The 21430-nt window shown below is 54.2% G+C and carries 23 protein-coding genes; 9 read left to right on the top strand and 14 right to left on the bottom strand.

Annotated features, from left to right (window positions below; all coding sequences use genetic code 11):
- The first annotated feature begins 25 nt into the window (after positions 1-25).
- On the top strand, positions 26-1390 hold the full coding sequence (locus tag J2125_RS16950; protein WP_026111670.1) for an MFS transporter: 1365 nt from the start codon (positions 26-28) through the stop codon (positions 1388-1390).
- A gap of 42 nt (positions 1391-1432) precedes the next feature.
- Here J2125_RS16950 and J2125_RS16945 read toward each other — a convergent pair whose 3' ends face one another.
- A complete protein-coding gene (locus J2125_RS16945; RefSeq protein WP_017800927.1) occupies positions 1433-1924 on the bottom strand; it encodes a YajQ family cyclic di-GMP-binding protein in 492 nt (163 codons plus the stop codon).
- A gap of 138 nt (positions 1925-2062) precedes the next feature.
- Here J2125_RS16945 and panE point away from each other — a divergent pair, with 138 nt between their 5' ends.
- Entirely contained in the window at positions 2063-2983 is a 921-nt protein-coding gene (gene panE, locus J2125_RS16940) for a 2-dehydropantoate 2-reductase (RefSeq protein WP_017800926.1), read from the top strand.
- Entirely contained in the window at positions 2937-3542 is a 606-nt protein-coding gene (yajL, locus tag J2125_RS16935) for a protein deglycase YajL (RefSeq protein ID WP_017800925.1), read from the top strand. Before panE ends, yajL begins: the two co-directional genes overlap by 47 nt.
- 32 nt (positions 3543-3574) lie before the next feature.
- Here yajL and thiI read toward each other — a convergent pair whose 3' ends face one another.
- Positions 3575-5023, bottom strand: a complete 1449-nt coding sequence (gene thiI, locus J2125_RS16930; protein ID WP_017800924.1) for a tRNA uracil 4-sulfurtransferase ThiI — start codon at positions 5021-5023, stop codon at positions 3575-3577.
- 234 nt (positions 5024-5257) lie between these two features.
- On the opposite strand from thiI, the gene xseB reads away from it, so the two are divergent.
- The 4 genes from xseB to J2125_RS16910 all read left to right on the top strand — a co-directional run bounded on the left by xseB (position 5258) and on the right by J2125_RS16910 (position 9342).
- Positions 5258-5500, top strand: coding sequence for an exodeoxyribonuclease VII small subunit (gene xseB, locus J2125_RS16925; protein ID WP_017800923.1), 243 nt, complete (start codon positions 5258-5260; stop codon positions 5498-5500).
- Positions 5500-6399: a (2E,6E)-farnesyl diphosphate synthase gene (ispA, locus tag J2125_RS16920; protein ID WP_026111669.1), complete on the top strand. Its 900-nt coding sequence runs from the start codon at positions 5500-5502 to the stop codon at positions 6397-6399. The genes xseB and ispA overlap by 1 nt, the downstream gene beginning before the upstream one ends.
- A gap of 19 nt (positions 6400-6418) precedes the next feature.
- Positions 6419-8284, top strand: a complete 1866-nt coding sequence (gene dxs / locus J2125_RS16915; RefSeq protein WP_017800921.1) for a 1-deoxy-D-xylulose-5-phosphate synthase — start codon at positions 6419-6421, stop codon at positions 8282-8284.
- Between the two features lie 83 nt (positions 8285-8367).
- Positions 8368-9342, top strand: coding sequence for an aldo/keto reductase (locus J2125_RS16910; RefSeq protein ID WP_017800920.1), 975 nt, complete (start codon positions 8368-8370; stop codon positions 9340-9342).
- Between the two features lie 46 nt (positions 9343-9388).
- Here J2125_RS16910 and J2125_RS16905 read toward each other — a convergent pair whose 3' ends face one another.
- The 7 genes from J2125_RS16905 to nrdR all read right to left on the bottom strand — a co-directional run bounded on the left by J2125_RS16905 (position 9389) and on the right by nrdR (position 14189).
- The gene (locus J2125_RS16905) at positions 9389-9919 is read right to left on the bottom strand and encodes an Ail/Lom family outer membrane beta-barrel protein (RefSeq protein WP_017800919.1); all 531 of its coding nucleotides are present in this window, start codon (positions 9917-9919) and stop codon (positions 9389-9391) included.
- 196 nt (positions 9920-10115) lie between these two features.
- Complete coding sequence (gene pgpA / locus J2125_RS16900; RefSeq protein WP_026111668.1) at positions 10116-10622, bottom strand: phosphatidylglycerophosphatase A; 507 nt, start codon at positions 10620-10622, stop codon at positions 10116-10118.
- Entirely contained in the window at positions 10600-11577 is a 978-nt protein-coding gene (gene thiL / locus J2125_RS16895; protein WP_017800917.1) for a thiamine-phosphate kinase, read from the bottom strand. Before thiL ends, pgpA begins: the two co-directional genes overlap by 23 nt.
- Positions 11578-11630: 53 nt before the next feature.
- Positions 11631-12050 carry a transcription antitermination factor NusB gene (gene nusB / locus J2125_RS16890; RefSeq protein ID WP_017800916.1) on the bottom strand — a complete coding sequence of 140 codons (420 nt, stop codon included), beginning with the start codon at positions 12048-12050 and terminating at the stop codon, positions 11631-11633.
- Between the two features lie 22 nt (positions 12051-12072).
- On the bottom strand, positions 12073-12543 hold the full coding sequence (gene ribH / locus J2125_RS16885) for a 6,7-dimethyl-8-ribityllumazine synthase (protein WP_017800915.1): 471 nt from the start codon (positions 12541-12543) through the stop codon (positions 12073-12075).
- Between the two features lie 89 nt (positions 12544-12632).
- Entirely contained in the window at positions 12633-13736 is a 1104-nt protein-coding gene (ribD, locus tag J2125_RS16880) for a bifunctional diaminohydroxyphosphoribosylaminopyrimidine deaminase/5-amino-6-(5-phosphoribosylamino)uracil reductase RibD (RefSeq protein ID WP_017800914.1), read from the bottom strand.
- Between the two features lie 3 nt (positions 13737-13739).
- Positions 13740-14189 carry a transcriptional regulator NrdR gene (nrdR, locus tag J2125_RS16875; protein ID WP_026111667.1) on the bottom strand — a complete coding sequence of 150 codons (450 nt, stop codon included), beginning with the start codon at positions 14187-14189 and terminating at the stop codon, positions 13740-13742.
- Positions 14190-14400: 211 nt separating this feature from the next.
- Between nrdR and J2125_RS16870 the strand changes: the two genes are divergently transcribed.
- Positions 14401-14958 carry a SadB/YajI family lipoprotein gene (locus J2125_RS16870; RefSeq protein WP_017800912.1) on the top strand — a complete coding sequence of 186 codons (558 nt, stop codon included), beginning with the start codon at positions 14401-14403 and terminating at the stop codon, positions 14956-14958.
- 65 nt (positions 14959-15023) lie between these two features.
- Here J2125_RS16870 and secF read toward each other — a convergent pair whose 3' ends face one another.
- From secF to queA, 5 genes are all read right to left on the bottom strand, one after another.
- Positions 15024-15992: a protein translocase subunit SecF gene (secF, locus tag J2125_RS16865; protein ID WP_017800911.1), complete on the bottom strand. Its 969-nt coding sequence runs from the start codon at positions 15990-15992 to the stop codon at positions 15024-15026.
- 10 nt (positions 15993-16002) lie between these two features.
- Positions 16003-17850 (bottom strand): protein translocase subunit SecD, encoded by a 1848-nt coding sequence (gene secD / locus J2125_RS16860; protein WP_026111666.1) that lies wholly within the window; start codon positions 17848-17850, stop codon positions 16003-16005.
- Between the two features lie 27 nt (positions 17851-17877).
- Entirely contained in the window at positions 17878-18210 is a 333-nt protein-coding gene (yajC, locus tag J2125_RS16855; protein ID WP_017800909.1) for a preprotein translocase subunit YajC, read from the bottom strand.
- A gap of 24 nt (positions 18211-18234) precedes the next feature.
- Positions 18235-19359, bottom strand: coding sequence for a tRNA guanosine(34) transglycosylase Tgt (tgt, locus tag J2125_RS16850; RefSeq protein WP_017800908.1), 1125 nt, complete (start codon positions 19357-19359; stop codon positions 18235-18237).
- Between the two features lie 97 nt (positions 19360-19456).
- Complete coding sequence (gene queA, locus J2125_RS16845; protein ID WP_026111665.1) at positions 19457-20527, bottom strand: tRNA preQ1(34) S-adenosylmethionine ribosyltransferase-isomerase QueA; 1071 nt, start codon at positions 20525-20527, stop codon at positions 19457-19459.
- 155 nt (positions 20528-20682) lie between these two features.
- On the opposite strand from queA, the gene J2125_RS16840 reads away from it, so the two are divergent.
- Positions 20683-21264: an ACP phosphodiesterase gene (locus tag J2125_RS16840; protein WP_017800906.1), complete on the top strand. Its 582-nt coding sequence runs from the start codon at positions 20683-20685 to the stop codon at positions 21262-21264.
- The last annotated feature ends 166 nt before the right edge of the window (positions 21265-21430 follow it).

Genomic DNA, 21430 nt, shown 5'->3' with positions numbered 1-21430 from the left:
GGTATAGACTCTCACTGAGGTTGTAATGAACGATAATAAAATGACTCCGGTCGAGCTACGCGCGACATGGGGTTTGGGAACGGTTTTTTCCCTGCGAATGCTGGGAATGTTTATGGTGCTGCCGGTTCTGACCACTTATGGCATGGCGTTGCAGGGAGCCAGCGAAACGCTGATTGGCCTGGCGATTGGCATCTATGGTCTGGCGCAGGCGCTGTTTCAGATCCCGTTTGGTCTGCTCTCCGATCGTATCGGGCGTAAGCCACTGATTGTCGCTGGCTTGTTAGTGTTTGTGCTGGGCAGTGTGATCGCCGCCAGTACCACCTCGATTTGGGGCGTGATTCTTGGCCGCGCATTGCAAGGTTCCGGTGCGATTGCCGCTGCGGTGATGGCGCTGCTGTCTGACTTAACCCGCGAACAGAACCGCACCAAGGCGATGGCGTTTATTGGCATCAGTTTCGGCGTGACCTTTGCTATCGCCATGGTCATCGGGCCGATTGTCACCCATTCTTTTGGACTGCATGCGCTGTTCTGGATGATTGCGCTGCTGGCGACGCTGGGCATTGTGATTACCCTGCTGGTAGTGCCCTCCTCCCCGCATCATGTATTAAACCGTGAATCCGGTATGGTCAAAGCCAGTATTCGCGAAGTGCTGGCCAATCCGCGCCTGCTGAAACTTAACTTCGGCATCCTCTGTCTGCATATCCTGCTGATGTCGAGCTTTGTCGCCCTGCCCGGCCAGTTTGAACAGGCCGGCTTTCCGGCGGAGCAGCACTGGAAGGTCTATTTGCTGACCATGCTGGTAGCCTTTGCCGGTGTGATCCCGTTTATTATCTACGCCGAAGTAAAGCGCCGCATGAAGCGGGTATTTATCAGCTGCGTGGCGCTGATTCTGATTGCTGAAATTGTGCTGTGGGGCGCAGGCGGTCATTTCTGGACTTTAGTGGTGGGTCTGCAACTGTTCTTTATCGCCTTTAATCTGATGGAAGCGATTCTGCCTTCCCTGATCAGTAAAGAGTCACCTGCCGGTTATAAAGGCACCGCGATGGGGGTGTACTCCACCAGCCAGTTTATTGGCGTGGCGATTGGCGGCAGTCTTGGTGGCTGGGTGTACGGTAACTTCGATGGACAGAGCGTGTTTCTGCTTGGCGCGGTGCTGGCGACGGTGTGGTTATTTGTCAGCTTCAGTATGAAAGAGCCGCCCTATGTCAGCAGTCTGCGGATTACATTGCAGGAAGCACAGGGCAGCTTTGAAAAAGTTGAGCAACGGCTGCGCGCTCAGCCTGGCGTGAGTGCGGTGTTTATCGTGCCGGAAGAGAAAAGCGCTTATGTGAAGATTGACAGCAAGGTGACCAATCGCGTGGAGTTAGAGGCGCTGGTGGCCTCGGCGTAATCCTGAAGGAGGGCGGCAATATTATTATTGCCGCCCTTTGCCTTAATCGCGGAAATTTTTAAACTGGAACGGCTGCCCCAACTCTCCCTTCTTCACCAGTGCCATCGCACTCTGCAAGTCATCGCGTGACTTACCATTTACCCTTACTTCCTCGCCCTGAATCTGCGGCTGCACTTTAATTTTGCTATCTTTAATCAGCTTAACGATTTTTTTCGCCATTTCGGGTTCGATGCCCTGCTTCATTTTGGCTTCGACGCTCCAGGTTTTACCGCTATGCTCAATCTGTTCCGCGACGTCAAGTGATGCGCCTTCGATGCCACGCTTCAGCAGCTTTTCACGCAGAATATCCACCAGCTGTTTAACCTGGAAATCCGATTCGCTGATAACTTTGATTGATTCGTTTTTCTCATTCAGCTCATAGCTGGCGGTAACATTACGAAAATCGAAGCGAGTGGACAGCTCACGGTTGGCATTTTCCACCGCATTGCGTACTTCTTGCATGTCGATTTCAGAAACGATATCGAAAGATGGCATGATTTCTTCTCCAGATTCTAAAGTGACATGCATAATACTCGCTTGTGGCGGTCAAATAAAACCGCCAGCGGAGAAAGCTATAATTAAAGCTGTGTGCTGCTAAATGGCACAGCAAAAACCCGCACGCGGGGAGGAAGAATGAAAATTACCGTTCTGGGTTGCGGTGCGTTAGGGCAGATCTGGTTGTCCGCTCTGGATCAACAGGGACATGAGGTGCAGGGATGGCTACGCGTTCCACAGCCTTACTGCTCAGTGAACGTTATCGATCTCAACGGTCAGGTAATTAATAAGACCTATATTGCCAACGATCCGCTGTTTCTGGCTGAGAGCGAACTGCTGCTGGTAACGCTGAAAGCCTGGCAGGTCTCGGAAGCGGTACGCAATCTGCAAACATTGCTGCGGCCGCACTGCCCGATACTGCTGCTGCACAACGGTATGGGGACCATTGATGAGCTTAAGAGCCTGACGCAGCCGATTTTGCAGGGTATTACCACCCATGCGGCAAAACGTGATGGCACGGTAATTATTCATGTTGCGAATGGCGTCACCCATATTGGCCCCGGCACTCCGGAGAGCGCCAGCCTGAGTGAGCTGGCCGATACCCTGCATCATGCGCTGCCGGATGTCGCCTGGCATAACCATATGGCCTCCACCAGCTGGCAGAAACTGGCGGTTAACTGCGTGATCAACCCGCTAACGGTGATCTATGACTGCCGCAATGGTGATTTACTGCCGTATCGCGATGAGATCAGCCGTTTGTGTGACGAGATTGCCACGGTGATGGAACGTGAAGGCCAGCATACCTCGCGCGACAGTCTGATGGACTATGTGTTTGCGATTATCGACAGTACTGCCGCCAATACCTCGTCGATGCTGCAGGATATTCGTAGCCAGCGCCGCACTGAAATTGAATATATTACCGGTTACCTGCTGCGCCGCGCGCGCGCGCAGGGCATTGCCACGCCGGAAAACAGTCGTCTGTATGAATTGGTTAAGCGAAAGGAGCAAGATTATGAACGCGAGCGCATCGGTGCTGGTTTGCCTGGCACATGGAACTGAAGAGAGCGAAGCGGTCACCACCATCGATTTACTGGTGCGTGGCGGACTGAAGGTCACTACCGCCAGCGTGGAGAGCAACGGCGAACGCGAAATTGTCTGTTCCCGTGGCGTACGCCTGCTGGCGGATGCGCCGCTGGTAGAAGTGGCGGATAACGATTTTGCCGCTATTGTATTGCCCGGCGGTCTGAAAGGCGCAGAGACCTTTCGCGACAGTCCGCTGCTGGTCGAAAGCGTGCGCCAGTTCCATCTCTCCGGACGGATTGTCGCCGCTATCTGCGCGGCCGCCGGTACCGTATTAGTGCCCCACAATCTGTTTCCGGTCGGCAATATGACCGGTTATCCAGGACTGAAAGAGACGATTCCGGAAGGCAAGTGGATGGATAAGCGTGTGGTGTGGGATCCGCGCGTTAATTTACTTACCAGTCAGGGACCGGGCACCGCTATCGACTTCGCTCTGAAGCTTATCGACCTGATTGTCGGCAAAGAGAAAGCCCATGAAGTGGCATCACAACTGGTGCTGGCGGCGGGGATTTTTGATTATCGGGAATGGGTGGAATAACGGGCAATGGGCGGCCGAAGCCGCCCCTGCTTTTACGGGCGATAAACTTTAACGTTATTGAAGCCCTGCTCATGCAGATACAGCGCCTGCAAGCGGCTCATCACGCCACGGTCGCAGTAGAGCAACCAGGTTTTACTCTGATCGAGGTCGCCAAACTGGGTGCTGAGCTTATAGAACGGTAGTGATTTCACTTCCATCCCTTCAATATTCAGCGGCTTGTCGTCCTGCTCGTCAATCGAACGAATATCCAGCACCACGTCATTACCACCGAACGAAGCGACAGTTTCGACTTCAACCACCTCTTCCTGCGCTTTCTCAGCGATTTCGCGAATATCGACATTGTTCGCCTGCTCAATCACCTGATCGAGAATGGTAAAATCGAAATTCAGCTCTTCCGCTTCGATTCTGGCTTTCACCGCTTTGACCGTTGGGCTTTTCGAAATCACACCACAATATTCCGGAATAGTACGGGCAAAATCTTCAGTGCCGATCTGACGCGCCAGGTTGATAATGTGCTCTTTATCATGCGAAATCAGTGGACGCAGAATCAGGGTATCGCTGGCGTTATCAATCAGGCGCAGGTTAGTCAGTGTCTGACTGGAAACCTGCCCCAGCGCTTCGCCAGTGACCAGCGCCTGCACGCCATAACGTTCGGCAACGCGTGAAGCTGCGCGCACCATCATACGTTTCAGCACCACGCCCATCTGGCCATCGTCGATTTTTTCGAGGATCTCGCCAACGACCGGCTCAAAGTTGATGGCGACAAAACGCACGCGATGCGAACTGCCAAAGCGGTTCCACAGATAGTGCGCAACCTGGCGTACACCAATTTCATGGGCGGCGCCGCCAAGATTAAAGAAGCAGTAGTGTACACGGCAGCCGCGACGCATCAGCATATAGCTCGATACGCCGGAGTCGAAACCACCGGAGATCAGCGACAGCACATCTTCCTGGGTGCCAATCGGGAAACCGCCAATACCTTCGTGGCGTGCGGTCACCAGAATCAGCCGATCGTCTTCGATTTCGAGGTTAACCGTCACTTCCGGTTTATTCAGCTTCACCTGCGCCGTGGCGACATGCTGATTCAGACCGCCGCCGACATAGCGCTCGACATCCTGTGAGCTAAACTCATGCTTTCCACGACGTTTAACGCGTACGCAGAAGGTTTTGCCTTCAATACGCTCACGGTTCATTTCCAGCGTCTGCTCGAAGATATTGTGCACGTCGGTGTATTCGCGGTCTTCTACCGCCAGAATATGGTGAATACCAGGAATACGCGTGAGCAGATCGACAATAGTGGCACGACGCTCTTCATGTTTGGAGCGCACTTCAATATGATCCCAGTGGCGTACAACGGCGAGGGAGTCATCATGGTTTTTAAGAACGTTACGAATATTCCCCGTCAGAATTTTGATAAAGCGCAAACGTACAGACTGGCTTTTGATCGTGATTTCAGGGAACAATTTAATGATAAACTTCATGGCGGCAAGGGTTCGTTGGGCAATTAAGTGCTAAAAATCGAAGCACTTAGCTGTTAAAATCAAGAGTATTGCAAAATGGCCTCAGCCCTTTGCATCCGAGGCGCAAAAGTATATCACCTTTGACAGGCGACTGCTTCAGCAACCGCCGCCCATATCATTATTTTGCTAATTAATTTTAGTCGGCTACCATAACCGATTGCATGATGATGAAAAACCACTGAGCAGATACGTATTATGCCGAAAAAAGCCGAACAGCCCGCCAGCTTCGAAACTTCACTGCAGCAGCTTGAACAGATTGTTACCCGTCTGGAAAGTGGCGATCTGCCGCTGGAAGAGGCGCTTAATGAATTCGAACGTGGTGTCCAGCTGGCGCGTAGCGGCCAGCAGAAATTGCAACAGGCCGAACAACGCGTACAAATCTTACTGAGTGACGATAAAGACGCAGAACTGACCCCTTTTACCCCGGACAGTGAATAATGGATTTCTCCAGGTTACTCAACGCTTATCACGATCGCGTTAATGCCGCGCTGAGCCGACTATTAGGCCCACTCCCTTTTCAGAGTTCTCCTCTGGTTAATGCCATGGAATATGGGGCATTATTAGGGGGTAAAAGATTACGTCCGTTTCTGGTTTACGCTACTGGCGAAATGTTAAAGGCCGACCCGGCCAGCCTTGATGCGCCTGCTGCTGCGGTGGAGTGTATTCACGCCTATTCTCTGATTCACGACGACTTACCGGCGATGGATAATGACAGCCTGCGTCGTGGCCAGCCCACCTGCCATATTAAATTTGGTGAAGACACCGCGATTCTGGCGGGAGACGCCCTGCAGACGCTGGCGTTTTCGATTCTGGCCGATCAACCGATGCCCGGCGTCAGCGCGCAGCACCGTATCGCGATGATTTCCGAACTGGCGCAGGCCAGCGGTGTCGCTGGTATGTGCGGTGGCCAGGCGCTGGATCTGGCGGCGGAAGGCAAGCAGATTGATTTAGCGGCGCTGGAGCAGATCCATCGCCATAAAACCGGCGCCCTGATCCGCGCCGCCGTGCGTTTAGGCGCACTGACCGCCGGTGAACGCGGACTTCAGGCGCTGCCGGCGCTCGATCGCTACGCCAGCGCCATCGGTTTAGCTTTCCAGGTGCAGGACGATATTCTGGATGTTGTCGGTGATACCGCGGTGCTGGGCAAACGCCAGGGCGCCGATCAGGACTTAGGTAAAAGCACCTATCCAGCGTTAATGGGGCTGGAAAATGCCCGGGCAAAAGCCTGGGAGCTGTATCAGGAATCCCTGAGTGCTTTAGAGACGCTTGCTGCGCAATCTTTAAATACAACGTCATTACAAACGTTAGCAAGCTTCATAATTGAACGCGATAAATAACAGCCACGATGAGTCTCTGATGAGTTTTGATATTGCAAAATACCCAACATTAGCCCTGGCAAATTCGGTACAAGAGCTACGCTTATTACCGAAAGAGAGCCTGCCAAAGCTGTGTGATGAGCTGCGACAATATTTGCTCGCCAGCGTAAGCCGCTCCAGCGGACATTTTGCTTCCGGGCTTGGCGTGGTCGAGCTGACGGTTGCCCTGCACTACGTCTATAACACGCCTTTCGATCATCTGGTGTGGGACGTTGGTCACCAGGCTTATCCGCACAAAATTCTTACTGGCCGCCGTGAACGCATCGGCACCATTCGCCAGAAAAACGGTTTGCACCCTTTCCCGTGGCGTGAAGAGAGTGAATATGACGTACTGAACGTCGGTCACTCTTCGACATCGATCAGCGCCGGACTGGGTATGGCGGTAGCGGCAGAAAAAGAGGCCAAAGGCCGCCGCACTGCCTGCGTGATTGGCGATGGCGCGATCACTGCCGGTATGGCGTTTGAGGCGATGAACCACGCGGGCGATATCAAACCCGATCTGCTGGTGGTGCTGAACGACAACGAGATGTCGATCTCAGAAAACGTTGGCGCACTGAATAATCGCCTTGCGCAGATCCTTTCTGGTAAAACCTATGCGCGCCTGCGTGAAGGCGGCAAAAAAGTACTGACTGGCTTGCCACCGATTAAAGAGCTGGTGAAACGCACCGAAGAACACCTGAAAGGCATGGTAGTACCGGGCACGCTGTTTGAAGAGCTGGGCTTTAACTATATCGGCCCGGTTGATGGCCATGATGTGCTGGCGCTGGTACAGACGCTGAAGAATATGCGCAGCCTGAAAGGGCCGCAATTCCTGCATGTGATGACCAAAAAAGGCAAAGGTTACGCTCCTGCCGAGAAAGATCCGATTAGCTGGCACGCGGTGCCGAAATTCGATCCTGCCAGCGGCCTGCTGCCCAAAAGCGTGGAAGGCCTGCCAAGCTACTCAAAAATTTTCGGTAACTGGCTGAGCGAAACCGCCGCCGATGACAGCAAATTAATGGCCGTCACCCCGGCCATGCGCGAAGGTTCCGGCATGGTGGCGTTTTCGCGCGACTATCCGGCGCAATACTTTGATGTGGCGATTGCTGAGCAGCATGCGGTCACTTTTGCCGCCGGTCTGGCGATTGGTGGTTATAAGCCGGTGGTGGCGATTTACTCCACCTTCCTGCAGCGTGGCTACGACCAGCTGATCCACGATGTGGCGATCCAGAAACTACCGGTGCTGTTTGCTATCGATCGCGGTGGCATTGTCGGTGCCGACGGTCAGACCCACCAGGGGGCGTTTGATATCGCCTTCCTGCGCTGCATTCCGGGTATGGTGATTATGACGCCAAGCGATGAAAATGAATGTCGCCAGATGCTGTATACCGGTTATCACTACGCCGATGGCCCAAGTGCGGTACGTTACCCACGCGGCACCGGCACCGGCGCTACGCTGGAGCCGCTGGCGGCGCTGCCGCTCGGTAAAGGCGTGAAAAAGCGCGCCGGTGAAAAACTGGCAATCCTTAACTTTGGCACTCTGTTGCCGGAAGCGGCGGCAGCTGCCGAAGCGCTGAACGCCACGCTGGTTGATATGCGTTTTGTAAAACCGCTCGACGAAGCGCTGATTCTGGAACTGGCAGCCAGCCATGAATCGCTGGTGACGCTGGAAGAAGGCGCCATCATGGGCGGCGCTGGCAGCGGCGTCAATGAGCTGCTGATGGCTAAACGTCGTCCGGTGCCGGTGCTGAATATTGGTCTGCCGGATCAGTTTATTCCACAGGGCACTCAGGACGAAGTTCGTCATGATTTTCAGCTGGATGCCGAAGGAATTCGTGCACAGATTAACAACTGGCTGGCGTTGTAGGGGAGCCGTTTTCGGCTCCCGAGCCTATACTTTGCACCACCGGGCGGCGTGAACGCCACCCCTACGCAAACAGCGGAGCCATAATGAAAACGATCCAATTAGGCAGTACCAACCTGCAGGTTTCCCGTCTCTGCTTAGGTTGCATGACCTTTGGCGAACCCGATCGCGGCAACCACGCCTGGACACTACCGGAAGAGAGCAGTAAACCGCTGATCAAGCAGGCGCTGGACGCCGGCATCAACTTCTTCGACACCGCGAACAGCTACTCCGATGGCAGCAGCGAAGAGATCGTTGGCCGGGCGCTACGCGAATACGCACGACGCGATGAAATTGTGGTCGCCACCAAAGTCTATTTCCCGCTGAGCAATCTGGCCGGTGGCCTGTCGCGCAAAAATATTCTGCAATCGATTGATGACAGCCTTGGGCGGCTGGGGATGGAACACGTCGATTTGCTACAGATCCATCGCTGGGATTATGACACGCCACTGGAGGAGACGCTGGAAGCGCTGCACGATGTGGTGAAATCCGGCAAGGCACGTTATATCGGCGCTTCTTCAATGCACGCCTGGCAATTTGCTAAAGCGCTCTACACCGCCGACCTGCATGGCTGGACGCGCTTTGTCAGCATGCAGGATCAGTACAATCTGATTCAGCGCGAAGAAGAGCGCGAGATGCATCCGCTCTGCCTGGCGGAGAATATTGCGGTATTGCCGTGGAGCCCGTTAGCACGAGGGCGTCTGACCCGCCCGTGGGGCGAAACCACTGCGCGCTCAGTATCCGATGAATTTGGCAAAACCTTGTACAGCCAGAGTGAAGAGAATGATGCGGCTATCGCACAACGGGTCGCGACTATTGCTGACGACAGAGGCGTCAGTCGCGCGCAGGTGGCGCTGGCATGGATGCTGAGCAAACCTGCTGTAACCGCACCGATTATTGGCGCATCGCGTGCCGAACAGCTGGACGATTTAGTGAAAGCAGTAGAGGTTGAACTGAGCAGCGAGGAGATCGCCGAACTGGAAACGGTGTATCAACCGCACCACGTCGTGGGATTCGAATAATCAATTCGGGCGGTAAAGCTTTACCGCCCATCTGCAGGCCCGTGAATTAAAAACGGTAACCGAGGCCGACCGTCCACATATTTAAATCAACGCGTTCTTCTTTGGCATCATATCCTTTCTTTTGCGCCAGGCTACCACGCTCATAGCCCGCATCGATGACGAAATTCTTCGCCAGATGCAGCTGGGCGCCTACTCCCCCGCTGAAACCATAAAGCTTTTCTTTAGCGGTAAAATCTCCCCAGGTGTACTTGACCCCGCCACGGCTAACGCCAACCAGCGCGTACAGCGTGACTAAATCGGCCACAGTGACAGTCGGGCCGGTCGTCAGGGAGTAATAACTGTAATCATTTTTCGCCCCAAATCCGAGGTCTTGATCTTTGTTGGTGGTGGTAAAAGATGCCGCCCATCCGATGGGGAATTCGCTGTTGCTATAAAGATATTTGGCGTTAATACCTTTAGATTTTAAGAAGTCACTTTGAACATAACCTGCTGAAAATGTATGGTTACTTTCCGCTTTAGCTGCTGTAGTAAAAGCCATCAAGGCGACTAAGGGCAGAATGAGTGAAGTTTTGCGCATATTTTGTCCTTTTATTAAACGATCCATGAGTCACAGAAAAGACGATGATCTTTTTGTGCAGCGCATAGTAACCAGATCTAGTAACGCAAGGCAATAGTACCGCAAGTAAACCAATGCAAAATTTAAGGCAGGTAAACGGGGAACAGACAGCAGAAAACAGTGGTTATTCCCCCGCCTGGCAGCGGGGGATAAAAAATCACAACGGCCAGTGATGTCCAAGATAATAGAGGATCCCGGCGGAAATTATCCCGGCGATAATATCGTCGACCATAATTCCCATGCCGCCATGCACATTACGGTCAAACCAGCGAATCGGCCATGGCTTCCACATATCGAGAATACGGAAAATCACAAAGCCAGCGGCCACCCACTGCCACTCCATCACCGGCAGCGCCATCAGGGTGATCCACATACCGATAAACTCATCCCAGACGATACTGCCGTGATCGTGGACGCCCATATCTTTGGCGGTGCGATGGCAGATATACACCCCGAGCGAGATACCGAGCATCACCACTAGCGAATAGATCTGCAGTGGTAAAAAAGTCATGGCCCACCAGAACGGGATCGCCGCCAGCGAGCCCCAGGTGCCCGGAACCCAGGGGAACAGGCCGCTACCAAAACCGGTTGCCAGCAGATGCCAGGGATTACTCATTTTCAGACGGCTTTTGGCTACGTCTTTATCGCGCGTCAAAATGGTCAAATCCTTTCAGGTTAAATTCCACCGGCTTGCCCTGCTCCATCAGCGTCAGCCCTTCCGACGCTGGCGCCATCTGACCGATACAGGTATAAGGCACGCCAAGGTGGCCGAGCGCAACATCCAGCGCGCCACGGTTAATTTCCGGTACGGTAAAGCACAGCTCGTAATCTTCACCGCCGGCTAATGCCCAGCGCAGCGCCTGTTCGCGTTCGCTATGCTCCGTCAGGGTTGCGGACAGCGGCAACGCATCAAGATTGATACGCGCGCCGCAGTCGCTGGCCTTCAGCACATGACCAATATCAGAGATCAGGCCATCGGAAATATCGATAGCAGAGCTGGCCAGATCACGCAGTGCCTGCCCTTGCAAAATACGCGGCATCGGTCGTAAATGACGTTTAATCAGCGCTTCGCAGGCTGCCGGATCGGCAATGCGGATAGCATGCTGCAATAACGCCAGGCCGGCTGCGCTGTCGCCCAGCGTGCCGGTAACAAAAATCCAGTCGCCCGGGCGGGCGCCCGAACGTTTTAACGCTCGTCCGGTCGGTACCAGACCATGAATGCCTAACGTCAGGCTGCGCGGGCCGCGCGTAGTATCACCGCCAATCAGCTGCATATCGTAGTAATCCAGCAGCTCAAACAGGCTGTCGCTAAACGCCTTCAGCCAGCTTTCATCGATATCAGGCAGAGTGATCGCCAGTGTTAACCATGCCGGATCGGCACCCATGGCCGCCAGATCGCTGAGATTTACCGCCAGCGCTTTGTAGCCTAAGTCGGCCGGATGGATATCACGTAAGAAGTGGACGCCTTCAACCAGCGTGTCGGTACTGATCGCCAGAGTCTTTTTTTCCGGCACATTCAGTAACGCGCAGTCGTCGCCAATGCCTTTTTCCACATCGCGACGAGAGCTTGTCACACGGTTAAAGTAACGCGCGATAAGTTCGAATTCGCCACATGCCATAAATGCGTTCCGCTAAGACGTAAAGAAAAGGCCGGAGAACCGGCCTGAGGTGATTATTTTTTATTCGGGCGAATATAAGGACCGGCTTTATCCAGTACACCATTGACGAATTTGTGGCTGTCATCAGCACCAAATACTTTCGCCAGTTCGATACCTTCATTGATGGCCACTTTATACGGCACATCAGCACGCTTGCTCAGTTCAAACAATGAAATGCGCAGGATGGCTCTTTCAATCTGGCCCAGCTCTTCCAGCTGACGCGACAGATAAGGCTTCATCAGACCGTCGAGGTATGCGCTGTTGGTCGCAACGCCGCCCACTAACTCACGGAAATAGTTAATATCAACGTCTTTGACGTCTTGTTCCGCCAGAAACTGGTATTCAACATCAGCGATGTCGTTTTTCGACAGCTGCCAGGAGTAAATCGCCTGGACAGCGCACTCACGGGCACGACGACGTGCAGCAGGTTTCACAAAATTCCCCTTACAAAAAAAATCAGGCTTTGATGGCTTTCAATACATTAATCATTTCGAGTGCAGTCAGCGCCGCTTCTGCGCCTTTGTTACCCGCTTTGGTGCCCGCTCGCTCAATGGCCTGCTCGATGTTTTCGGTCGTCAGCACGCCGAACGCCACCGGAATATCGCTGTTCATTGCAACATTCGCCAGACCAGAACTTGCTTCACCAGCAACATATTCGAAGTGCGCAGTGCCGCCACGAATCACTGTGCCCAGGGCAATAACTGTGTCGTGTTTACCGGCTTTGGCCAGCGCACGCGCAGTTAAAGGTAACTCGTAAGCACCCGGAACCCAGACAACAGTGATGTTTTCATCTTTTACCTGGCCGATACGCTTCAGCGCGTCGATGGCGCCGCTCAGCAGGCTTTCGTTGATGAAGTTGTTAAAACGCGCAATAACAATAGCAACGCGCGCATCAGGAGTGGCAACTGCAGCTTCAATAATCTTCATATTCGTCCTTTCAGGGTTCTGTTTGGCCCCGCAGGGGGGCGGATTCTATCATACTCTTTGTCGGTCTGCTTCCGCTTTTCCGCAGGCCACTAGCGAGGAGTCAGCGTCAGACGTAAGTCTGGCCCAACCTGACGGACGTCGCTAAAAGAAAACTCTGGCGCATCAGCCAGTTGCGTTAATCCCGGCAGCTGGCAAAGGCCACGGGCGTTGTCACCCAATAATTTCGGCGCAAGGTAAACAATCACCTCATCGACCACCCCGGCGCGCAGCAGAGCGCCCGCCAGGCTGGCGCCGGCTTCCACCCACAGGGTATTCAGCTGGCGCTTGCCCAGCAGCATCAGCAGCAGCACCAGATCCAGTTGCTGATCGACTGCCGGTACTTTTAGCTGTTCGACGCCTTCCGGCCAGCTCAATCCATCCGCCTGCAGGCGCGCCAGAATAGTGCTGCCCGGCTGGCCAATCAGACGATGCTGTGGTGTGACGCGGTTCTGACTGTCGATAATCACCCGCGTTGGCTGGCGCAAATCCGTCTGCGCATACGCCGCCTGGCTGGCGCTGTCCAGCTCCGTCCAGCGCACGGTAAGCGCAGGATCATCCGCCAGCACCGTCGCGCTGCTGCTGAGAATTGCCGAGCTTTGCGCACGCAGGCGCTGTACATCGCGCCGCGCCTGCGGCGAGGTTATCCACTGGCTTTCGCCGCTGGCCATCGCGGTGCGGCCATCAAGCGAAGCGCCCAGTTTCAGCTGCACCCAGGGAAAGCCGGTGCGCATCCGTTTTAAAAAGCCGCGATTAATCGCTTCGGCTTCATTTGCCATCAGGCCATGACTGACCTCAATTCCAGCCTGCTGCAAACGGTATAAACCGCGTCCGGCAACTTCAGGATTGGGATCCTGCATCGCGGCCACTACCCGCGTCACGCCAGCGTGAATCAGCGCATCGCAACAGGGCGGCGTGCGGCCAAAATGGCTGCACGGCTCCAGCGTAACATAGGCAGTAGCGCCCTTCGCGCGTTCACCTGCCATCCGCAGCGCATGCACTTCCGCGTGCGGTTCGCCGGCACGCTGATGCCAGCCTTCGCCAACGATAATACCGTCATGCACAATTACGCAGCCGACATTCGGATTCGGCGTGGTGGTAAACATCCCTCGACGCGCCAGCTCCAGCGCCCGGGCCATATAAAATTCATCGCGCATGCTCTAATCCTGTAACCGGGCGATCTCTTCGCCAAATTCGCGGATATCTTCGAAACTGCGATAAACCGAGGCAAAGCGAATATAGGCCACTTTATCCAGTTTCTTCAGCTCGTCCATCACCAGGTTGCCGATCATTTTGCTCGGCACTTCGCGTTCACCGGTGGCGCGCAGCTGGGTTTTGATATGGCTAATCGCATTTTCCACGTCGTCGGAATTTACCGGACGTTTCTCCAGCGCCTTCATCAGGCCGCTGGTCAGCTTATCTTCGTTAAAAGGTTCACGGATATCATTGCTTTTCACCACTCGCGGCATCACCAGCTCTGCCACTTCGAAAGTGGTAAAACGCTCATGACAGACCAGACACTGGCGGCGGCGGCGCACCGAGGTGCCCTCACCAACCAGACGGGAGTCAATCACTTTGGTATCCACTGCAGAACAGAATGGGCAATGCATAACGCTTCCTGATATTCACCAAATTGGGCAACAGTGTAGCGCGAAGTGCCGGTTAACAAAATAACCGCCAGTGGCATTCCCGATGTTTCACTGAAGTTAGCCACAAATAGCCATTACGCGACAGGCTTCAACGGCTTAGCGATAATTTACGCTATGCTTAACGCTATAAGGCAGTCACACTGTTGATACCTCAGTGCAGGGAGCTAACTACATGAAAATGACCAACGTTTTATCCTTCAGCATGCTGTCATCGATGCTGCTGCTGGCGGGTTGCGCCGCACCAGAGCCGACAGCAGTAAATCAGCTGCATAACGAAGTCGGCAAATTAAATCAGCAGATGCGTCAGCTAACCGATCAGGCCACGGTGCTGGAACAACAAAATCAACTGAACAGCGGCGCAGCGCAGGGAGCCTGGCTGCTGCCGAATGCTAATACCGCCGTGCTGCTGCAAAGCAATGTCGGTGAACTGCGCTTATCATTAAGCCATGTCGAAGCGGAAGCCAATGGCACTCGTGCGCTGCTGCATATTCGTGCCGCCGGGGAACAGCCGCTGGTGCCGCTGACGGCGCTGGTTGAGTGGGGTGAGCTGGATCCGATTACCGGTAAGCCACTGGCTGCTGACCGTCAGTCGCAGAGCATTGAGCTGCCCTCCTCACTGCTGCCAAAAGCCGAAACCACGGTGTCCCTGCGTTTAAGCGGTATCCAGCCGGAGCAACTGGGTTATGTGCGCGTACATGATCTTGTGCCGCTCCAGAGTGCTGGCAGATAAAAAAAGGGCGGCGTAAACGCCGCCCCTACGTAGGGGAGCCGTTATCGGCTCCCGCTGTCAATGGCTTAAGGCAGAATCGACGGCTGATCCGCACCCTCTTTTTCCACTTTCTGCTGCAGCATGTGCTCGCGCTTCATGCCCAGTTTCAACGCCAGCGCAGAGGCGACGTAGATGGAAGAGATAGTACCGATCGAAACACCAATCAGCATGGTCAGCGCAAAGCCTTCCAGCAGTGCGCCACCGAAGATAAACAGCATCAGCACCACCACCAGCGTTGTCGCCGAGGTCATGATGGTTCGGCTCAACGTCTGCGTCAGCGAGACGTTGACGATATCGTAAGGCGTGCCGCGACGAATCTTGCGGAAGTTCTCACGAATACGGTCCGATACCACGATACTGTCGTTCAGCGAGTAGCCGATAACCGACATCAGGGAGGCAATAATGGTCAGGTCAATCTCGATATGGAACAGCGAGAGAATACCCATGGTGATCACCACGTCATGCGCCAGCGCCAGCACGGCGCCCAGCGCCAGTCGCCACTCAAAGCGGAAACCGACGTAAATCAGAATCGCAATCAGTGCTGACAGCAGCGCCATACCACCGGCTTGCGCCAGATCGCTACCGACACTCGGCCCGACAAACTCAATGCGTTTTACGGTCGCATTTTGTTGTGTCGCCTGATTAACAATGTTCACCACCTTACTGCCCAGCTCCTGGCCCGCATTGCCTTCGTGTGGTGACATACGCACCAGCACATCACGGCTGCTACCAAAGTTCTGCACCTGCGGTTCAGCAAAACCTGACTTCTCCAGCGCGCCACGCAGGGTGTCCAGTTCAGCCGGTTTCTCAAGGGTAATTTCAATGACGGTACCGCCGGTGAAATCCAGCCCCCAGTTAAATCCGCGCACGCCCATAATGATCACTGACGCAATCAACAGCAGCCCGGAAAGGGTGAAAGCCAGTTTATCCCAGCGCATAAAGTCATGAACTTTACGCCCGTAGTTTAGTTGTTCAACGCTATAGTCCTGTGCCACAACGCACTCCTCAAATAGACAGCTTGTTGATGCGTTTGCCGCCGTACAACAGGTTGACGATGGCACGTGTACCGACGATCGCCGTAAACATTGAGGTTACTACACCAATGGCGGTAGTAATCGCAAAGCCTTTAATCGAACCGGTACCCACAGCGTACAGAATGATGGCGGTAATCAGCGTCGTAACGTTAGCATCGATGATACTGGAGAACGCGCCTTTATAACCTTCATGGATCGACTGTTGAATGGAACGTCCATTCTTCAGCTCTTCCTTAATACGCTCATTGATCAGTACGTTAGCATCGACTGCTACCGCCAGCGTCAGTACGATACCGGCAATACCCGGCATGGTAAGCGTGGCGCCCGGAAGCAAGGACATAATGCCGACGATCAACACCAGGTTGGCAATCAGCGCAGAAGTCGCAATCACACCGAATTTGCGGTAGTAAACCACCATAAAGACGATAGACGCCACCAGGCCCCATAAGCAGGCTTCCAGACCCTGAGTGATGTTCTGCGCCCCCATGGTTGGACCGATGGTGCGTTCTTCAACGATCTGAATTGGCGCAATCAACGCACCGGCACGCAGCAGCAACGACAGTTGACGTGCTTCGTTCGGATTGCTGATACCGGTAATACGGAAGCTGTTACCCAGACGCGACTGGATATTAGCGACGTTAATCACCTCTTCCTGTTTCGCCAGAATCGCACGACCGTTGGCATCTTTCTTGCCGCTGTCTTTATACTCAACAAACAGCGTCGCCATCGGTTTACCAATATTGTCCTTGGTGAAATTGGACATGATGTTACCACCCGCGCCATCCAGTGAAATATTCACCTGCGCCTGGTTGTACTCATCGGTACTGGAAGTGGAATCGGTAATATGGTCGCCGGTCAGAATCACACGCTTGTACAGCACAACAGGCTGGCCTTCACGGGTGTTTTTCACTTCCGAATCGCCCGGCACACGGCCACTGGCCGCCGCAGACTGATCGACAGTGGTATTGACCAGACGGAACTCCAGCGTGGCGGTTGCCCCCAGAATCTCTTTCGCACGCGCCGTATCCTGGATACCTGGCAGCTCAACCACGATACGGTCAGAACCCTGACGCTGCACCAGTGGCTCGGCCACACCCAGTTGGTTAACACGGTTACGTAAGATAGTGATGTTCTGCTGAACCGCATACTCACGCGCTTCACGCAGACGCTCGTCGCTCATCACCGCGCGCAGAGCATTGCTGCCGCTGCTGTTGATAACCAGATCGCGATGGCGGCTGGACAGATAGCTCACCGCATCGTCACGGGCAGAAGCGTCACGGAAGCGCACTTCAACACCGTAGTTATCAATTTTACGAACGTTAGTGTAAGGAATAGATTTGTCACGCAGGTCGCTACGCAGGCTATCGGTATTCTGCTCTTGCAGTTTACCCAGCGCGGTATCCATGTCGACTTCCATCAGGAAGTGAACACCACCACGCAGGTCGAGACCGAGTTTCATCGGTTCGGCCGCCAGCATGCTCAACCAGGTTGGCGTTGCTGGTGCGAGGTTAAGTGCGACAACGTAATTCTCGCCAAGAACCTTCATAATTGCTTCACGGGCGCGCAGCTGCACATCACCGTTGGCAAAACGCGCCATAATGGCACCATTTTCCAGCGCAATGGACTTGCTCTGGATATTGTCTTGTTTTAATGCTTCCTGGATCTGACCCAGCGTTTGTTCACTGGCGGCGCCACCGCGCGCACCAGTGATCTGAACAGCCGGATCCTCACCATAAAGGTTGGGAAGTGCGTACAACAGGCCGACAAGAATGACGACGACCAGCATGATGTACTTCCACAAAGGATAACGGTTTAACACGGCAGTTCCCTTAGGGAAAAACTAAAATTACAGCGCCTTCATCGTACCTTTCGGCAGAACGGCAGCCACGAAATCACGTTTGACCACAACTTCCGTCGTATCGTTCAGCGCAATTGCTACATAACCGGTTTCAGCGACTTTGGTCACACGACCAACCAGACCACCGGTGGTCAGCACTTCATCACCTTTGGCGATGGAATCCATCAGCTTCTTGTGCTCTTTCGCACGCTTCTGCTGCGGGCGCAGGATCATAAAGTAGAAAATCAGGCCAAACACCACCAGCATAATCACCAGGGAGTAAGGACTTGACTGAGACGGCGCGCCAGCTGCTGCTACTGCGTCAGAAATGAAAAAGCTCATTAAATTTCCCTCATTATTTAATTATCAGACGGTTAAAGGCGGAACTGCCTTGCCCTTCTGTTCATAGAACTCGGTAACAAAGTGCTCTAATTTACCCTCTTCGATAGCCTGGCGTAAACCAGCCATCAGACGCTGGTAATAGCGCAGGTTATGAATGGTATTCAGACGTGCGCCTAATATTTCGTTACAACGGTCAAGATGATGCAAGTAAGCACGGCTGTAATTGCGACAGGTGTAACAATCACATTGCGCATCCAGTGACGAGGTGTCCGCTTTATACTTCGCATTGCGGATTTTTACGATGCCGTCGGTCACAAACAGATGGCCGTTACGCGCGTTACGCGTCGGCATCACGCAGTCAAACATATCTACGCCGCGACGCACACCTTCCACCAGATCTTCTGGCTTGCCGACACCCATCAGATAACGTGGCTTATCTGCCGGGATCTGCGGACAAACATGCTCCAGAATGCGGTGCATATCCTCTTTCGGCTCACCGACCGCCAGGCCGCCCACAGCGTACCCATCAAAGCCGATCTCTACCAGTCCTTTGACCGAGACATCACGTAAATCTTCGTAAACGCTGCCCTGAATAATGCCGAACAGTGCGTTTTTATTTCCCAGCGAATCAAAGCGATCGCGACTACGGCGCGCCCAGCGTAGTGACATCTCCATCGAACGCTTCGCATAATCCCAGTCGGCCGGGTATGGCGTACATTCGTCAAAGATCATCACGATATCGGAGCCGAGATCGTACTGAATCTCCATTGATTTTTCCGGATCGAGGAAGATCGCATCGCCATTGATTGGGTTGCGGAAATGCACACCGGCTTCGGTGATCTTACTCATCGCGCCAAGGCTGAACACCTGGAAGCCGCCGGAATCGGTAAGTATCGGCCCTTTCCACTGCATAAAATCATGCAGATCGCCGTGCAGCTTCATAATCTCCTGACCCGGACGCAGCCAGAGGTGGAAGGTGTTGCCAAGAATAATCTGCGCACCGGTCTCCTGCACTTCTTCCGGCGTCATGCCTTTAACCGTGCCGTAAGTACCGACGGGCATAAAAGCAGGCGTCTCGACCACGCCACGATCAAACACCAGACGGCCACGGCGTGCGCGTCCGTCGGTAGTATCAAGTTCAAACTTCACATTGCTCTCCGAACCAGCAGAGAAACAGTCTGCTGGCGCTAAACATCGCGCTGTGCGCGATTAACCCTGCCGCCAGGCGTATCCCGGCGACGTACAATTAGTTGCCGACCACTTCCTGTTCGGCCTGCGGGTTACGGCTGATAAACATAGCATCGCCATAACTAAAGAAACGGTACTGCTCCGCCACCGCCTGCTGATAGGCATGCATGGTATGGCGGTAACCGGCAAACGCGGAAACCAGCATAATCAGCGTCGATTCTGGTAGGTGGAAATTGGTCACCAGCGCGTCAATCACCTGATAGTGATAACCTGGGTAGATAAAGATTTTGGTGTCATCGAAGAACGGCGCAATCAGCGCATCCTGACAGGCCTGCGCCGCGCTCTCCAGCGAACGCACCGAGGTCGTGCCGACCGCCACCACGCGATTACCGCGCGCTTTACAGGCCAGTACCGCATCAACCACCTCTTGCGGCACTTCGGCGTACTCGGCATGCATAATATGGTCTTCGATGCTGTCGACACGCACCGGCTGGAAGGTGCCAGCACCGACGTGCAGGGTGACAAACGCCATCTCCACGCCCTTCTGACGCAGCGCCTCCAGCAGCGGTTCGTCAAAGTGCAGACCGGCGGTTGGCGCGGCTACCGCTCCCGGACGCTGGCTGTAGACCGTCTGATACAGCTCGCGGTCGGCGTCTTCATCAGGGCGATCGATATACGGCGGCAGCGGCATATGGCCCACGGCGTTCAGGATATCCAGCACCGCACGCTCATCGTCAAACGCAATCTCAAACAGCGCATCGTGGCGCGCCACCATGGTGGCTTTTACGCTTTCATCTTCACCCAGCAGCAGCTCGGCGCCGGGCTTCGGCGCTTTGGAGGCGCGTACATGGGCCAGCACACGCTTGTCATCGAGCATACGTTCAACCAGCACTTCGATTTTGCCGCCGCTGGCCTTACGGCCGAAAACACGCGCCGGGATCACCCGGGTATTATTAAATACCAGCAGGTCGCCCGTATTGAGTTTGCTCAGTAAATCGGTGAACACGCCATGGCTCAGTTCGCCGCTCGGCCCGTCAAGGGAGAGCAGACGACAGCCGCTACGCTGTGGCTGCGGGTAATGGGCAATCAAAGATTCAGGTAACTCAAAAGAAAAATCGGCAACGCGCATGGTAAACATCTTCAGGTGTGAAACAGGCGGCATAGTTTAGCCGAAAAGCCCTGAATTCTAAACAACTGCTTACAGGCGGCGTTTTCACCGCCCGTGACCGATCTTTTGTAGGGGCGGCGTTTTCGCCGCCCGTGTTAATGGTTATACTGCCCGGCATGAACTTTCTTGCACACCTTCACCTCGCCTCACTGGCCGACAGTTCGCTACTGGGCAACCTGATGGCGGATTTTGTTCGCGGCAATCCACACAATGAGTGGCCGCTGGCGGTGGCCAATGGCATCGCACTGCATCGCCGTATCGACGTGATGACCGACTCGCTGCCTGAAGTGCGCGCCGCCCGGCAATTTTTCCGCCCTGAAACCTACCGCGTAGCGCCGATTACCCTCGATGTTATCTGGGATCATTTCCTTGCCAGACACTGGCAACAGGTGCAGCCGGAAATTTCCTTGCCAGCTTTTTTGGCCGAGGCGCATTCTGTGATCCAGCCCGAATTACCCTCAACACCGGAGCGGTTCCAGAACCTTAACCGTTACTTATGGAGCGAGCGCTGGATGGAGAAGTACGCCGAAGCGCACTACTTAGAAAATGTATTGCACGGCATGGCGGCGCGTCGCCCGCGACTGGCGGCGCTCAGCGACTCTTATGAAGATTTCATCGCTAACTATCATCAGTTTGCCACACTGTTCTGGCAGTTTTACCCGCGTATGATGCAGCAGGCCGCTGCGCAGCAACTGTAAACCAGTCTGATATAATTTGATGCTTGCCCTTTTGGCCAAAAGGGCTATTGTATGAGCACGCCTTAATTATTTTCTGTTTTCGATAGGCGCAGCCTATCTGAGTAATCGGCGCTATGCACTGGTTCACGATGGCATCAAGCCTCTATACTTGCTGGCGTCAAATCAC

Source organism: Winslowiella toletana (genome assembly GCF_017875465.1).
In the GTDB taxonomy this organism is placed as follows: domain Bacteria; phylum Pseudomonadota; class Gammaproteobacteria; order Enterobacterales; family Enterobacteriaceae; genus Erwinia; species Erwinia toletana.
The sequence above is the reverse complement of the archived record's forward strand: the minus strand, read 5'-3'. Positions and strand labels throughout refer to the sequence as shown.